Annotated in this window: 12 protein-coding genes; 5 read left to right on the plus strand and 7 right to left on the minus strand. The window is 65.5% G+C overall.

The annotated features are described in order from the left end of the window. The first annotated feature begins 50 nt into the window (after positions 1-50). Positions 51-680, plus strand: coding sequence for a head GIN domain-containing protein (locus VPH40_RS10235; RefSeq protein ID WP_328573384.1), 630 nt, complete (start codon positions 51-53; stop codon positions 678-680). Between the two features lie 42 nt (positions 681-722). Continuing rightward, on the plus strand, positions 723-1,529 hold the full coding sequence (locus tag VPH40_RS10240) for an enoyl-CoA hydratase (protein WP_328573385.1): 807 nt from the start codon (positions 723-725) through the stop codon (positions 1,527-1,529). Positions 1,530-1,535: 6 nt separating this feature from the next. Here the strand turns inward: VPH40_RS10240 and VPH40_RS10245 are convergent, their stop codons facing one another. The 5 genes from VPH40_RS10245 to VPH40_RS10265 all read right to left on the minus strand — a co-directional run bounded on the left by VPH40_RS10245 (position 1,536) and on the right by VPH40_RS10265 (position 7,693). After that, positions 1,536-2,273 carry an AIM24 family protein gene (locus tag VPH40_RS10245; RefSeq protein ID WP_152252167.1) on the minus strand — a complete coding sequence of 246 codons (738 nt, stop codon included), beginning with the start codon at positions 2,271-2,273 and terminating at the stop codon, positions 1,536-1,538. Positions 2,274-2,276: 3 nt separating this feature from the next. Continuing rightward, positions 2,277-2,918, minus strand: a complete 642-nt coding sequence (locus tag VPH40_RS10250) for an AIM24 family protein (RefSeq protein ID WP_034784288.1) — start codon at positions 2,916-2,918, stop codon at positions 2,277-2,279. 17 nt (positions 2,919-2,935) lie between these two features. Beyond that, positions 2,936-3,589: an AIM24 family protein gene (locus VPH40_RS10255; RefSeq protein ID WP_077399203.1), complete on the minus strand. Its 654-nt coding sequence runs from the start codon at positions 3,587-3,589 to the stop codon at positions 2,936-2,938. Between the two features lie 122 nt (positions 3,590-3,711). Continuing rightward, entirely contained in the window at positions 3,712-6,876 is a 3,165-nt protein-coding gene (locus VPH40_RS10260; protein ID WP_328573386.1) for a S8 family serine peptidase, read from the minus strand. A 1-nt stretch (position 6,877) separates the two neighbouring features. Then, complete coding sequence (locus tag VPH40_RS10265) at positions 6,878-7,693, minus strand: NF038120 family PEP-CTERM protein (RefSeq protein ID WP_099665602.1); 816 nt, start codon at positions 7,691-7,693, stop codon at positions 6,878-6,880. Positions 7,694-8,129: 436 nt separating this feature from the next. Here VPH40_RS10265 and VPH40_RS10270 point away from each other — a divergent pair, with 436 nt between their 5' ends. Together VPH40_RS10270 and VPH40_RS10275 are read left to right on the plus strand one after the other, a co-directional pair. Beyond that, entirely contained in the window at positions 8,130-9,038 is a 909-nt protein-coding gene (locus tag VPH40_RS10270) for a histidine kinase (RefSeq protein ID WP_099665604.1), read from the plus strand. Beyond that, positions 9,035-9,712 (plus strand): response regulator transcription factor, encoded by a 678-nt coding sequence (locus VPH40_RS10275; protein WP_257218760.1) that lies wholly within the window; start codon positions 9,035-9,037, stop codon positions 9,710-9,712. The genes VPH40_RS10270 and VPH40_RS10275 overlap by 4 nt, the downstream gene beginning before the upstream one ends. Here the strand turns inward: VPH40_RS10275 and VPH40_RS10280 are convergent. Then, positions 9,709-12,210 carry a TonB-dependent receptor gene (locus VPH40_RS10280; protein ID WP_328573387.1) on the minus strand — a complete coding sequence of 834 codons (2,502 nt, stop codon included), beginning with the start codon at positions 12,208-12,210 and terminating at the stop codon, positions 9,709-9,711. The two genes, VPH40_RS10275 and VPH40_RS10280, sit on opposite strands and share 4 nt — an antisense overlap. Positions 12,211-12,308: 98 nt before the next feature. After that, the gene (locus tag VPH40_RS10285; protein ID WP_328573388.1) at positions 12,309-12,770 is read right to left on the minus strand and encodes an Lrp/AsnC family transcriptional regulator; all 462 of its coding nucleotides are present in this window, start codon (positions 12,768-12,770) and stop codon (positions 12,309-12,311) included. A 99-nt stretch (positions 12,771-12,869) separates the two neighbouring features. Here VPH40_RS10285 and ilvB point away from each other — a divergent pair, with 99 nt between their 5' ends. Then, positions 12,870-14,624: a biosynthetic-type acetolactate synthase large subunit gene (gene ilvB / locus VPH40_RS10290; RefSeq protein WP_328573389.1), complete on the plus strand. Its 1,755-nt coding sequence runs from the start codon at positions 12,870-12,872 to the stop codon at positions 14,622-14,624. Positions 14,625-14,628: the final 4 nt, after the last annotated feature.

Consider the following 14,628-nt stretch of genomic DNA (forward strand, 5'->3'; position numbering starts at 1 on the left):
GGAGATGTTGCACAATAGAATACACTGATCAACTACTCAAGGAAACCGCCATGCGTCCTCTGCTCCTGTTGTCAGCCCTGTCCCTTGCCTGCCTCTCCACCCTCGCGCATGCCGACGAGCAAACCCGCACGGTCGGCGCCTTCAACGCCATCGATATCCGCGGCCCCATCAGCATCGAAGTCGAATCGGGCAAGGAGCAAAGCCTGCTGCTGCGCGGCGACCAGAAATTCCTCAGCGGCGTGATCACGGAAGTGGTCGATGGCGAACTGAAAATTTCCATGAAGGACAAGGACATCAAGAAGACCGAGGGCGACCCGCGCATCATCATCACCATGCCGACCTTGCGCAAGCTGATCGCGGAAGGCGCGGGCGAAAAGATATTGACCAAGCTCAATGGTCCAAGAGTCGACATCAGCTACAAGGGTGCGGGCCGCCTGGCCGCCGATGGCCAGGTCGACTGGCTGCGCCTGAAGGCGCAAGGCGTGGGCGAAGTCGATACGAAAGCCTTGCTGGCGAAAAACGTCGACGTCAATTTCGAAGGCATCGGCTCCGTCAAGGTGTATTCCTCGGGCGAACTGAACGCCGTGGTGCGCGGCATGGGCGAACTGACGTATTACGGCAAGCCGAAGATCGTGCACAAGTCGATCGCCGGCATCGGCAGCGTCAATGCCGCCAAGTAAGATTTCCTAAAACAACAAGGCCATCAGGCCAGGGGAGACCGCATGACCGCAACACCCGAAACCCAGGATAACGATGCGCCGCTGGTGCTGCGCGAAGACGAGGGTGGCCTGGTCACCCTGCGCCTGAACCGTCCCTTGCAATTCAATGCCCTGTCCGAAGCCATGCTGGCCGCGCTGCAAGAGGCGCTCGATGCCGTCGCGCAGCAGCCGCACGTGCGCTGCGTGGTGCTGGCCGCCGAAGGCAAGGCTTTTTGCGCAGGACACGACTTGCGCCAGATGCAAGCCACGCGCCAGCTTGCGTATTATCAAACCCTGTTCGCGCAATGCTCGCGCGTGATGCAAGCCATCCAGGCCTTGCCCGTGCCCGTGATTGCCCGCGTGCACGGCATCGCCACGGCGGCCGGCTGCCAGCTGGTCGCCAGCTGCGACCTGGCCGTGGCGGGCGCGTCCGCGCGCTTTGCCGTCTCCGGCATCAACGTGGGCCTGTTCTGCGCCACGCCATCCGTCGCCCTGTCGCGCAACGTATCGCCCAAGCGGGCCTTCGACATGCTGGTGACGGGCCGCTTCATCGACGCCGACACGGCCGCCGACTGGGGCTTGATCAACGAAACGGTGGCCGACGCGGCGCTCGACGACGCCGTGGCGCGCCTGGCGCAGCAGATCATGGCGAAAAGCCCGACGGCCATCCGCTACGGCAAGCAAATGTTTTACCAACAGCGCCAGCTGCCGCTGGACGACGCGTATGCGTATGCGGGCGACGTGATGGCGCGCAACATGATGGAAGAGGATGCGCAGGAAGGCGTTGCCGCCTTCCTTGAAAAGCGGCCGCCCGGCTGGGCGCGGCCGTAAAGCAGCTTAACGCTGTTCCTTCATCTGCTGCTGGACAGAAAGACTCAAGGTGCCGAGGTCTTCCTTGCCCAGCAGCGGCAATTGCGCCAGCAGCTGCATCAGGGCGGAACTGCCCGTCACGTCCAGCTCGGACGACTGCACCAGCACCGTGCCGGCGCCCGTGAAGTCGATCTGCTTTTCCTCGCCCGACAAACTGAAACCGGTGAGCGCGCCGGCGGCCGAGGCCCAGCCCTGCACGTGGGCGTAATCGTAGTGGTACGACGGGCTGGGGCAATCGGCCCAGCCCAGCACGGCCTGCTCATCCACGCGGCACGGCAGTTCCAGGAAATGCACGGGGCCGTTCGACGAGGCGATGACTTTCCCTGTGCCGATCATGGTCAGATAGCCGGGCAAGGTCGATTCCTGGCAAATCACATCCTTCGTAAAACCCAGCAGGTTTTTCGCGCGGATGGTCATGTTGGCGTTGTCCAGGTCGTAGCACGCCAGGTCGTTGCCGTTGTCGCCCAGGATCAACTGGCCTTGCCCTTGCGCCACGACAAAGTGGTGCACGTATTTCGGTGCATTGAAGGCATTGCGCACGATCAAGTCGAGCACGCTGCTGCCCATGGCTTCGAAGCGCAGTTCGCCATAGAAGGCGATCATCTTGCCCTTGCGAATGAATATCTGTTCCTTGACGTCGATGACATACGAAAAACGGTTCAGGTTATCGTTCTTCGGCAAGGTATCGGGATTGTAAATCGTCATGGCTTACCTTTCGCTCGCTTGGATGTAGACCGTGCCCTGGCCCGTGAACTTCACCTGGTACGATTCGCCGGACGCCTGGCCGACGAAGGTTTTCCAGTTCAAGTCCGTGACGATGGTCGAGCTCAGCTGCCCCGTGTGGCCGATATACGCTTGCGGGTCGACAAACACGGGCACGTCCGGCGTGACGGGCAAGCCGATGGCATTGCCGTCCGACAAAATTGCCACTTCGCCCGTGCCTTGCAGCGTGGTGGTAAACAAGCCCTGGCCCGAGGCCATGCCGCGCACCACGCCCTGCACGCCGCCCTGGTTGCCGAGGAACATGGTGCCGGCCGTCAGGCGCGCATCGAAGGCCAGCAGGGAATCGCTTTCCACATAAAACGTTTCGCCGCGCACGGGGACGATGGTGACGAACAGGCCGCCCTGCGCATAAAACACGCTGCCCGTGCCGCGCGCCGACATCAGGGCATAGCCCTCGTTCGTGACGGCGCGCATGGCCAGGCTTTGCACGCCCTGGCCGGCCAGGAAGGAACGGCTGAACGCCACGTCGCCCTGGTAGGACACCATGGCGCCCTTGCGCGCGAACACTTCTTCATTGCCGAGTTTGACCTCAAGCATCTTTTCATTGATTTGCTGATAGACAGGCATCGCGGGTCCTCGCTGACTTAACGTTCGGCGGGCTGGATGAACACCACGCCCTGGCCTGTGAATTTGTGCTGGTACGATTCGCCCGAGCTCTGGCCGATCATCGTGCGCCAGTTGACGTCGAAAACGAATTCCTGGCGGATATCGCCCTTGAAGCCGACGAAGGCGTCCGGGTCCACGCGCAGCGGGTGCGCGGGCGTCACTTCCAGCATGATCAGGTTGCCGCGCGAAATGACGGCCAGGTTGCCGTGCCCTTCGACGGTGGTGGAAAACAGGCCCTGGCCCGAACTGGCACCGCGCAGACCCGCAAAGCTGGTGCCCGTCTTCAGGCTCGTGTCGTAGGCCAGCAGGCTGCTGCTTTCGATGGTCAGCTTTTCGCCCGTCAACGGAATAACGGTGATCTCGGCCGCATTCTGCGCGAAAAACACGGTGCCCGTGCCGGCGGCCTGCATCACCTGCATGCCTTCGTTCGTCACCTTGCGCTTGAGCGCGCCGAACAGGCCCTCGCCGCCGAGCAGGGATTTTTCAAATTTGATGCTGCCCGTATAGGCGACCATGGCGCCGGCAATCGCCAGCACTTTTTCATCCTGCAGGCGCACTTCCAGCAGGCGGTCGGTATTGGTGCGGAAACTGGTCACGCGCGACTCCCCAAGAATGCCAGGGCACAAAGCCATGGCTATCCGACAAGATACCGTTGGCGTTACCTCCATGCAAGTGCTATTCCTCCCGAACGGGGGGAGTGAATAAAAAAAAAAGCGTGCCCGAAGGCACGCCTTGCGTTCAAGCAAAGAACGGTTTACTCAGCCAGCACCGGCTTGGCGCCGCGCGCGTTCTGGAACAGCGGCACGGGATCATTGGTATTGACCTCGACCACCGTCACGCCCTGCACCACGCCAGCCACCTGGTAGCCGACGGCGCCCAGGTGACGCTTGCCTTCGGCCAGGTTGGACCAGCTCAGCGATACAGTCGCCGTGCCGCCCGTGTAGGCCGTGCCCGGCATCAGCGCCTTGAAGCCGCCATTCGACAAGCCCGGCGCCAGCACCCACGACGACAAGGTGTAGTCGGCCTGGCCGTTTTGCGGCGCAAAACCGATCACGCACACCTTGTAGGTGCCGGCGGCGGGCAGGCGCAGTTCCACTTGCTCATTGGAACTTTCATTGCCGCTGCTGCCGACCAGCACATTGGCGGCGTTGTAGACCTCCATGTCCATGTCGGTATTCGCGCCGCCCGTCGTTTCCGCATCGTAGGTGGCAAAGCGCGCCGCCAGGGTGCCGGCCGGGATCACCACATTGTGCACGTTCACGCCCGTGGCGCCGCCCGCCTTGCAGGCAGCCGATGCGGCGGCGCCCGTCGTCGCCTGGCCGATCGTGCGCGCCTGGCGCACGGCTTCGACGAGACCCGACTTGACGCCCACCAGCGCGCCCGAGAAGCCCGTGCCCAGGGTCAGCACCTTGCTGCCCGTGGCCGCTTCGCTGCTGACCAGCGGAATGGCCACCAGCGCCGTGCCGCGCGCCGTCAGCGGGCTGCGCACCGTGTGCGTGCCATCCGTCCAGCTCAGGGCGCCGTAGGTCCAGGTATTGGCCGGCGCCGTGGTGCGCGTCAGCTTGACCTGGTACTGGCCCTTGGCGCCCGGCGCCAGGCTCAGGCTCGTTGGCGTCACCGCCACCGTATAGCCGGGCAAGCTGGCCGAGACGTTGTAGACGGCGCTGCTGGCGCCCACGTTGGTCACCGTGCGCGTCAGGGTTTGCGTGCCCAGCACGTTGGCCGCCGTCAGCGACGCCAGGTTCAGGTTATAGGCCGCGATCGTACCGATGGCCTGGCACGTGGCGGCGCTGTAGACCTTCAGGTTCAGGCCGCACAGGAAGCGCGCATAGTCGATTTCCGACATGTCGTACACGAGGCCCGGATCGGCCGCGCTGTTCGGCGCGATGTGGCCGGCGCCCTGGCCCCACGGCAGCTGGCCCGAGTTCTTCGCCGTGGCATCCCACGACACGGAACCGTTCAAGCCATCCGAATACGTGCTGAAGGCCGTCGTCATCAGCGCCGACTTGATGGCCGCGGGCGACCAGTCAGGATGCTGCTGCTTGAGCAGTGCCGCCACGCCCGCCACGTGCGGGCTGGCCATCGAGGTGCCGGAATAGAAATCCCACTCGGCCGCCGGCGCCACGCCGCCTGCCGCCACGGCATCGCGCTGCGCCTGCGTCAGGTCGGCCGTCACGCCGGCCAGCACGTTGGTGCCGGGCGCCGAGAGATCCGGTTTCAGGATGTTCGCGTTGGCCACGTTCGGTCCGCGCGAGGAACGGTCGCTGACGATCGGCGCCAGCACCGTCGTGTCGGCGGTGGTGTGGATTTCGCCCAATGCCGCCGTGCCGTCGGGCGTCGCCGCCATGAAGGCCTTCAGCGCGTCGCCCTGCGCCTGCGCCAGGTGCACGGTCGACAGCGCGTGCGCCTGGTTGATGACGGTGTTGGCGCCGCCGGCCACGTTGGCGATGATCACGCCCGCCGCGCCCGCCGTTTTGGCGTTCGCGCTCTTGTTGACCAGCACGTTGCCGCCACGGTCGCACACGAGTATCTTGCCCGCCACTTTCGCCGGGTCCAGATACGCCGACGTGGCATCGGCCACGCCGAAGCAGCGCAGCAAGTTGACATCCGTCGGCAGCACGCCGGCCAGGCCCGCGTCGCGCGACTGGATCAGCGGCAGCGCCGGCGTATTCGCATTGCTCGATGCGCCTTCCAGTTTCGAGCCGCTGCTGAGAGTGACGTTGGCCGCGTACAGGCGGTTGTGGGTGGAATTGGCCACCGTCGCCAGCCACGGGCTGATGTGCGAGACAGGCGCCGGCACGTCGGGTGCGGGCGTGGCCGGGCCGGAATTGCCGCCGGACGTGGCGACAAACACGCCGGCTGCCGCCGCGCCGAGGAAGGCCACTTCCGTCGGTTCGTCGAAAGCGCCGCCGCCCGCGTTCGGGCCGATGGAGAAGTTGATGACGTTCACGCCATCCTTGACCGCCTGGTCGATGGCGGCCACGCTGTCGGCCGTGGCGCAACCGTTGCGGCCCGTCGAGGCGGCCGTCCAGCACACTTTATAGGCGGCGATGCGGGCGCGCGGCGCCATGCCGGACGCCTTGCCCAGCGACACGCCGTTCGAGGTGGCCAGGGCGCCATTGTTGCCGCCCGCCGTGGACGCCGTATGCGTGCCATGGCCGCCGTGCCCCGTCAGGCCGGCGACGGAATCGCGCGGCGACATGAATTCCGTCCAGTGCAGCGCCGACGTGGCGGCGCGGTAGTAGCGCGCGCCGATCAGCTTATTGTTGCAATTCTCGGCGCTAAAGCCTTCGCCCGTCTGGCAAGTGCCCTGCCAGCTGGCCGGCGGCGCGCCATACACGACGTTGTTGCCGCTGTGGCTGGGCACGCCATTCTCGTCGAGGCGGTCGGCAAAGGCCGTGTTCTCGGGCCAGATGCCGCTGTCGACGATGCCGATGATGATGTCTTCGCCCGCGTGCGCCTTGCCGCCCAGCTGCTCCCAGATGCCGCCCGGCTTGTCCAGGCCCAGGAAGCTGGGCGTGTAGCTGGTGTCGAGCTGCAGGATGGAATCGGCGCTGATGCTGGCCACGCCGCTGTTTTTCTTCAGGGCGCGCACTTCATCGTCCGTCAGCAAGGCGGAAAAACCGTTGAAGACGACGCTGTACTGGTGCGTGATTTCCGCCGCGCTGACGGTGCCGGCCACGGCGGCCTGTTTGGTGTCGAGGTAGCTCAAATAGGCCTGCACGTCGGCGGCGCCCACGTTGATGCGCGCCCCCGGGGCCGGCTTGGTGGCGGCCAGGCCGTCGACCTGGCCCGTGTAGGTGGCGGCCGGCTTGTCGACCAGTTGCACGATGTAGGAGCGGCGTTCCTGCGCCTGCGCCGCTTGCGCCAGGCTGGCGGCCAGCAAGAGGATGCCGAGTGAAACGGGACGTAATTTCATCTCATGCTCCTTGCACGGTGGAGGCGGCGAACTTGCCGCTGCGGCGGCGCGACAGCATGCCGATGGCGCCCAGTCCGGCCAGCATCAACATGTAGGTCGACGGTTCCGGCACGGCGCTGATATTGATATTGTCGAGCGCAAACTGGCCCTGGTTGAAGGCGGGGAAATCGAGGGAATTGCTGCACGCGCCCGTGTCGTTGAAGATGCACGCGTTGAAGCTCAGGCCCGTAAACGCATAGTTGCTGAAGCCGCCCAGCAGGGAAGCGCTCTGGAAATGGTAATTGCCATCGCTGCCCTGGCCGGGAAACGCCAGCGAGGTGCTGATCACCTGGCCGTCGCTGAGGGTGCCGCTCAGCTGCAGCTGGCCCCAATTCTGGTTCGGCAAGCCGGACACGGGGGCGATAAAGGAATAATCGAAACCGGCCAGGGTGAATGCCTGGTGGTCGGCGCGCGTGAAATTCACGCCGCCATCGTTGAGGATAGCCAGGTAATTGCCGGTGGCGCCCTGCGGGCAGGCGGCGATATCGCACGACGAACCCACGCGGCCATCGAGGATGGCGCCCACGCCGCTGACGCCGCCGCCGGCCGCCGTCGTCGGGTCGGCCAGGAACAGCAGGTTGTAGCTCGACGTATTGAGCGTCTGGCCGCTTTCATACACGTCGGGACGCAAGTTGTCGAAAGTCAGGACACCGGCCAGGGCCGGTGCCGAGCCCAGCACGGACAAGGTGGCCAGCGCGGCAAGGACGGCGACGCGACCGCGGGTAGCGGGCGGATTGGCGGTGGCGGGCGATACCCGCGCATGTGATAAACGATTCATTCTATTCCCTTGATTGTTGTGGATAGATAGGTCGGCAGGTCTGACGCCCGCTTTCAGCTTTTTCACAAAAGTGTCAACAAATATAGCAAATCGTATAAAACAAATATCATATTTTTAATATCATTTATTTATTTTTTATCTAACTCCGCGAAACTTTGTTTTGTTTTATCTATGAAAGTTTGAGGAATCTCAACGTTACATTTGAACAACAAGAGCGCACACTGCAGACGCGTACGCCAGCGGACCGGCCCGACTTCGGATAAGCTCGAAAACCGCGCCTGCCGCGTCGTCCTCCCCGTCACATCGCGGTACACCTGTTCCATCCTGGAACACTTGCCTGTCCCCTCCGCCCCGCATGAGCGGCCCCTCGCGCCCTTGCGCCGATGGCATGAAGCTTGCACAACAAGAAGATCGACCGTGCTCAGGGAGCAGCATCATGGAACACCATCAATTTGGCGCCCAGGCAAGCGCGCACGCCCGGCCGCGCCGGACCGTCCTGCTGTGCTGCGCACTGGCGCTGGCTTTTTTCCTGCTGGCCGCCAGGCTGGACCTGGCCGAACGGCTGACGCAGTCGCTCTGGCGCCAGGAGCATTGGCAGCTCGATGAACTGGCCCTGAGCCTGCTGGTGCTGGTGCTGGCGCTGGCCGGCTTTGCCCTGCGGCGCGGCCGCCAGGTGGCGCTGCTGCTGGCGCAAAACCGCGCCCTCACGCAGCGCCTGCTGCGCGCGCAGGAAGAGGAGCGCTGCGCGCTGGCGCGCGAGCTGCACGATGAAGTGGGACAGGACTGCACGGCCATCCGCGCCGCCGCCAGCTACATCCTGCGCGCGCGCGAGGGCGACCAGGCAAACGTGCAGGCGTGCGCCGCCAGCATCGCCCGCTCGTCGGAAGCGCTGCACGCGATGGTGCGCACGATGCTGCGCCGGCTGCGCCCGCCCGTGCTCGACAGCCTGGGATTGGCGCCGGCGCTGCAGGCGCTGTGCGACAGCTGGACCCAGCAGCACGGCATCGCCTGCCATTTCGCGCCGCACGCCATCCCCGCCGGCCTCGACGACAGCACCGCCACCGCCATCTACCGCCTGGTGCAGGAAGGCTTGACGAACGTGGCGCGCCACGCGGGCGCCGACCGGGCCACGGTGGAATTGCGCGCCGATGCGCACGGCTTGCTGCACCTGGCCATCGAAGACAATGGCCGGGGTTTGCGCCAGGACAAGACGCCAGCAGACGGTTTCGGCATGCTGGGCATGCGCGAGCGCGTGGCGGGCTTGCGCGGCCACATCCGCTGGATCAGCGCGCTGGGCAACGGCTTGCGCATCGAAGTGGCCCTGGCGGCACGGTGCGTGGCATGAGCGCCATGAACGCCATGCACAGCGGCATGCGGCCGATCCGCGTGATGCTGGTGGACGACCACCCGGTAGTGCGCACGGGCTACCGGCGCCTGCTGGAACAGGGCGGCGACATCGCCGTCGTGGCCGAGGCGGGCAATGGCGAAACGGCGTATGGCTTGTACCAGGAGCACGCGCCCGACGTCTGCGTGACGGATTTGTCCATGCCCGGCATCGGCGGCCTGGAATTGCTGCGCAAGCTGCTCGCGCGCGACGCGGGCGCCCGCGTGCTGGTGTTTACCATGCACGACACGCCCCAGCTCATCGCGCGCGCGTTTGACGGCGGCGCCTGCGGCTTCGTCAGCAAGCAGGCCGACCCGGAACACCTGGTCGACGCCGTGCGCGCCGCCCACGCGGGCCGGCGCTACCTGGACCCGCACAGCGCGCCCGGCGTACTGCAAGGCACGGCCAACATGGAAGCGGACCGCTTGAGCAGCCTGAGCCAGCGCGAATTCGAAATCTTCCGCCTGCTGGCCGAAGGCCGCAGCGCTGCCGACTGCGCCCGCCTGCTGCACGTGAGCTGCAAGACGGTGGCCAACCACCAGACTTGCATCAAGGAAAAGCTCGACGTGCCCGGCCCCGCCGCCCTCGTGCACCTGGCGCTGCGCAATGGCATCATCGAGCAAGTCCATCCTTAAAACGCATAGCGCACGCCCACATTCACGCTGCGCGGCGCGCCGGCCGCATAGAACGTCGCATTGACCATCGGATAGTCGCCGTTCACGGCGGGCAACGGGCGGGCGGCGAAATTGCCGTTGGCGTCGAAACCCGTCGCGCCCAGCTGGGCCGCCGTCGCATATTTCCGGTCGAACAGGTTATTCACCTGGGCAAACACGCTGAGCCGTGGCGTCAGCTGGTATTTGCCGTTCAATTCCACCACGGCATAGCCTCCGCTCTTGCCCGCGCCCAGGTAGGCTGGCCCGCCCGCCTGGTGCGCATTGTTTTCATTGCCGCGCGCATACGCGCTGGAGACGGCCGTCATGGCCAGGCCCACCGTCCAGTCGTGTCCGCCCTGAATATCCACGTGCGCCTTCAGGATATGGCTGGGCGTCAAGGGAATGCGCTTACCGGGCGTGATGACGATATTGCCTTCCAGGCCGGGCGCGTCCGCATCGCTGCTGCTGTTGGCGCTGCCGTTGACGAGCTCCCGGCTTTGATACGTCGCCTGCAGCCACGTGTAGTTGACGCCGAAGTCCAGCATGCCCGCCTTGCCATCCAGCGCCAGCTCCACGCCCTGGTGGCGCGTCTTGCCGAAATTCTTGAAATAGCCAAACCCCGCCTGGTTGTCGGCCACGAACAGGATATCGTCGTGATTTTCCGCGCGGAACACGCCGGCACTCCAGCGGGCCACCTCGCCCCACTGGCCGCGCACGCCCGCTTCCCACGTCTTCGTGATGACCTGCTTTAGTGGCGGGTCGCCGGCCATGGCGTTGGGCAGGCGGCACGGGTTTTCCGGGTCGGCGCAACCGAGCTCGATGGCCGTCGGCGTGCGACTGCCTTCGTTGTAGCCGAGATACGCGCTGATGCCTGCGGCCGGCGCATACGCCAGGCCGATGGCGGGATTGAAGCGGCTGAAACGGTGGTCGCCGTCCAGCGAACCGCTGCCGCCGCCGGGCGTGATGGCGTCGCGGTTGCGCACCGTGCTGCGGTTGTAGCGGCCGGAGACGGTCAAGGTCAGGTCTTGATTCAACGCAATGCTGTCGCTCGCATACACGCTCCACGTGCGCATGCGCCCGCTCAAGTCGACCCGGTTGTCGACGGGCGTGCCGTCGTCATCGATTTCCGTGCCGTCGGCAAAGAAGCTCACAGGCGTGATGCTGCGGTCCGGGTTCAGGTAGCCGAACTGGCTCGTCTGGCGGAACGTGGCGTGGCTCGTGTCATAGGCGGCGCCGGCCGTGACGGCATGGCGCGCTCCCGCCAGGTCGGCCAGCACGGTGAACTGGCCCGAAAACCCATAGTTTTCCTGCCGCGTATGGCTGCGGTTGAGCATGCCATTGCATTTTTCGGCCGGCTCGTCGTTCAGCAGCACGTTGGCGATGCAGCGCCACTTGGGAAAAGGCGTATTGGCCGCGTTCGCCCCGCTGGCGGGAAAGCCCGTGTAGCCGGCCGCCGCCAGGGCCGCCCGCTCGGCCGCGCCTGGCTGGTAGACGGACTGGTCGAGCGACTCGTCGTTCAAGTCGCCATTGAACGTGTGCGTGTCGATCTTGCGGTAGTACACGTTGCCGGACAGCAGCAAGGCCGCGCCGGCCTGGTGCTTGCCCGTCAGATTCAGCAGGGTCGACTTGTTTTCCGTCAAATCCGGCTTGGTATACACGCTGCGGTAATCGCGCGCCAGCATGCGCTGTTCCTGCAAGCCGTTGCCCGTCAGCGCATTGTCCGCGTGGGCCACGGTGACGGCGATGTCCGTGCGCGCATCGCTCCAGCCCAGCTTGCCAAACACCTGGCGCACGTCGGACGGCGAATCGTCGCGCCAGCCGTCTTCCTTAAAGCGGTTGCCCGTCACATACCAGTGCCAGCCCTGCGCATTGCTGCCGCCATGCTCGACCTCGACGGCGCGCCGTTTGTCGGAACCCAGGCGCGCATCGATGGCGGTGCCGGGGCTGCTGCGTCCATCCTTGGTTTGCAGCGCCAGCGCGCCGCCCAGGGTATTCAAGCCGAACAGGGGGTTCGAGCCGGGCATCAGGGTCAGCGATGCGATGGCCATGCGCGGGATCAAGTCCCAGCTGACGACGTCGCCGAACGGCTGGTTCAGGCGCATGCCGTCCAGGTACACGGACAGCCCTTGCGGCGTGCCCAGCAGGGGCGACGCCGTATAGCCGCGGTAGCTGACGTCGGGCTGGAACGGATTGTTCTGTACCTCGTTCACGACGACGCTGCCCAGGTTGCGGCGCAGGAAGGCGGAGATGTCGAGCGCGCCGCTGCGGGCGATCTGCTGCGCGCTGGCCGTCTGCACGGGCGCGGCCAGGGTGTCGCGCGGCTGGTCCACGGTGGGCAGCGGCATGCTGCCCGTGATGATGACGGTGGGCAAGTCACCCGAGGTGGCCAGGCTCGCGGCCAGGCTGGCGTCAGCGGCAAGGTCAGCGGCCTGCGCCTGGCACAGCGCCATGGCGGCGGCAGCCAATAAAGTCAGTTTCATGCTAGTCCCCAGTGATTTTATCGTGGTTTTTATTAATGTCCAGTATCGGACAACCACCGGGAGATGGACTAGGGAAAAACTCCCGCCGTGCGGGGGAACTAGCGTTGCAAGGGCAGGTAGCTCTGTTTGAGCTGGCGCAACACGAAACTCGATTTGCTGTGGCGGATGCCGGGAATTTTATATAAACGCTCGCGCAGCAGGCGTTCATAGTCGCGCGTGTCGCTCACCGCGATGCGCAGATAGTAATCGTAGTCGCCGGAGACGAGAAACGCTTCCAGCACTTCCGGGATCATGGCCAGCGCGTGGCCGAATTCGAACAGGGCCTGGTCGGAATGGTCGTCCAGCGTCACTTGCACGATGACGGTGTCGGCCAGCCCCACCTTGGCCGCGTTGACGTTCACCGTGTAGCCTTCGATGACGCCAACGTCTTCCATGCGCTTGATGCGCGCCCAGCATGGCGACGAGGTCAGGCCCACCTTGGCGCTCAGGTCGTGCAGGCTGATGCGGGCATCCTGCTGCAGGGCCGTCAGGATGGCGAGGTCGAATTTATCCAGTTTCATTCTGTCATATCCTTATTTCACAGCAAATTTTACTGAATATCGCATTCTATACGAGAAAACCAGCAGCCTTTTCTGCCGCATCAGGCAGAAAATAAGGCCATGAAACCCGATCCCGCTCCCCTCCTCGCTCCCGCCGCCGACCTTGCGCCGCGCAACGGCGCCAGCACCCTGATCGACACCCTGCTGGCCCTGGGCGTCGACACCGTCTTCGGCTACCCGGGCGGCGCCGTGCTGCCCCTGTACGACGCGCTGCACGCGCAGCCCCGCCTGCGCCACGTGCTGGTGCGCCACGAACAGGCGGCCGTGCACGCGGCCGAAGGCTATGCGCGCAGCACGGGCCGGCCTGGCGTCGTCTTCGTCACCTCCGGCCCCGGCATGAGCAACACCACCACGGGCTTGCTCGACGCCCTGTGCGATTCGGTGCCCGTCATCTGCATCAGCGGCCAGGTGGCCAGCACCAGCATCGGCACGAACGCCTTCCAGGAATGCGACGCGCTGGGCATTTCGCGCCCCGTCACCAAGTGGAACCGGCAAATCCGCGCGGCCGAGGAAACGGCCGCCGTCGTGCACGAAGCATTTGTTCAAGCCACGCAGGGACGGCCCGGCCCCGTGCTGGTCGATTTTCCCAAGGATCTGCAGCTGGCGCCCGTCACGCAGCACGCGCCGCTGCCGCCCGCCGCATCTGCCGCTGCCCTGCCGCAGCCCGCCGACCTGGAACGGGCCGCCAGCCTGATCGCCGGCGCGCGCCAGCCCGTGTTCTATGGCGGTGGCGGCCTCGTCAATTCCGGCCTGGATGCCTGCGCCGCCTTCCAGCAACTGGTGAAACTGGCCGCCGCGCCGTGCACCCTGACCTTATTGGGCCTGGGCGCCTTTCCCGCCTCGCACCAGGCCTTCCTCGGCATGCTGGGCATGCACGGCACCCTGGAAGCGAACCTGGCCATGCACCATGCCGATCTGATCGTCTGCGTCGGCGCCCGCTTCGACGACCGGGTCACGGGCCGCCTGGATGCGTTTTGTCCTGGCGCAAAGGTCATCCACATCGACATCGACCCGGCCTCCATACACAAGGTGGTGCGCGCCGACGTGGCCCTGCGCGGCGATTGCGCCCCCGTATTGGCCGCCTTGCTGGCACAGCTGCGCGGACGCCTGCTGGCGGACCGCCAGCCGTGGTGGCAGCGCATCGACGCCTGGCGCGCCCAGGACAGCCTGGCGTTCGACGATACGCCGGAGGTGATCGCGCCGCAGGCGCTGATGCGGCGCCTGCAGGCGGCGCTGGACAGCATGGACGGCGGCGACGCCATCGTTTCCACCGACGTGGGCCAGCACCAGATGTGGGCGGCGCAGCATTTGCGCTTCGAGCAGCCGCGCCGCTGGCTCACCTCGGGCGGCGCCGGCACCATGGGCTATGGCTTGCCGGCCGCCATCGGCGCGCAGATTGCCCATCCGGGCAAGCGCGTCGTGTGCATCAGCGGCGATGCGTCGATCTTGATGAATATCCAGGAACTGGCCACCGCCGTGCAGCACCGCCTGCCCGTGAAAGTGGTGCTGTCGAACAATGGCTACATGGGCATGGTGCGCCAGTGGCAGGAACTCATCCATGGCGGGCGCTACAGCCACAGCTACACGGAAGCGCTGCCCGATTTCGTCGCCCTGGCGCGCGCGTTCGGCTGGCAGGCGCACACGGTGAGCCGGCGCGAGGAGCTCGACGCGGCGCTGGCAGCCTGCCTCGCGGCCGAGGGCCCGTACTTCCTCGACGTGCGCGTGCATGGCGCGGAAAACTGCTTCCCCATGATGGCGCCCGGCGCGGGGCACCATGAAGTGACCTTGCGCAAAGGCGTCGTCTACACCGGGTAACAAA

Origin of the sequence: Janthinobacterium sp. P210005 (genome assembly GCF_036231865.1) — a bacterium.
Taxonomy (GTDB): Bacteria; Pseudomonadota; Gammaproteobacteria; order Burkholderiales; family Burkholderiaceae_D; genus Janthinobacterium; species Janthinobacterium kumbetense.

Coding starts and splice junctions, on each gene's coding strand:
- VPH40_RS10280 (WP_328573387.1), bottom strand. CDS start 12,210: ATGAAACTGACTTTATTGGCTGCCGCCGCCATGGCGCTGTGCCAGGCG.
- VPH40_RS10270 (WP_099665604.1), top strand. CDS start 8,130: ATGGAACACCATCAATTTGGCGCCCAGGCAAGCGCGCACGCCCGGCCG.
- VPH40_RS10260 (WP_328573386.1), bottom strand. CDS start 6,876: ATGAAATTACGTCCCGTTTCACTCGGCATCCTCTTGCTGGCCGCCAGC.
- VPH40_RS10285 (WP_328573388.1), bottom strand. CDS start 12,770: ATGAAACTGGATAAATTCGACCTCGCCATCCTGACGGCCCTGCAGCAG.
- VPH40_RS10245 (WP_152252167.1), bottom strand. CDS start 2,273: ATGACGATTTACAATCCCGATACCTTGCCGAAGAACGATAACCTGAAC.
- ilvB (WP_328573389.1), top strand. CDS start 12,870: ATGAAACCCGATCCCGCTCCCCTCCTCGCTCCCGCCGCCGACCTTGCG.
- VPH40_RS10250 (WP_034784288.1), bottom strand. CDS start 2,918: ATGCCTGTCTATCAGCAAATCAATGAAAAGATGCTTGAGGTCAAACTC.
- VPH40_RS10235 (WP_328573384.1), top strand. CDS start 51: ATGCGTCCTCTGCTCCTGTTGTCAGCCCTGTCCCTTGCCTGCCTCTCC.
- VPH40_RS10275 (WP_257218760.1), top strand. CDS start 9,035: ATGAGCGCCATGAACGCCATGCACAGCGGCATGCGGCCGATCCGCGTG.
- VPH40_RS10240 (WP_328573385.1), top strand. CDS start 723: ATGACCGCAACACCCGAAACCCAGGATAACGATGCGCCGCTGGTGCTG.
- VPH40_RS10255 (WP_077399203.1), bottom strand. CDS start 3,589: ATGGCTTTGTGCCCTGGCATTCTTGGGGAGTCGCGCGTGACCAGTTTC.
- VPH40_RS10265 (WP_099665602.1), bottom strand. CDS start 7,693: ATGAATCGTTTATCACATGCGCGGGTATCGCCCGCCACCGCCAATCCG.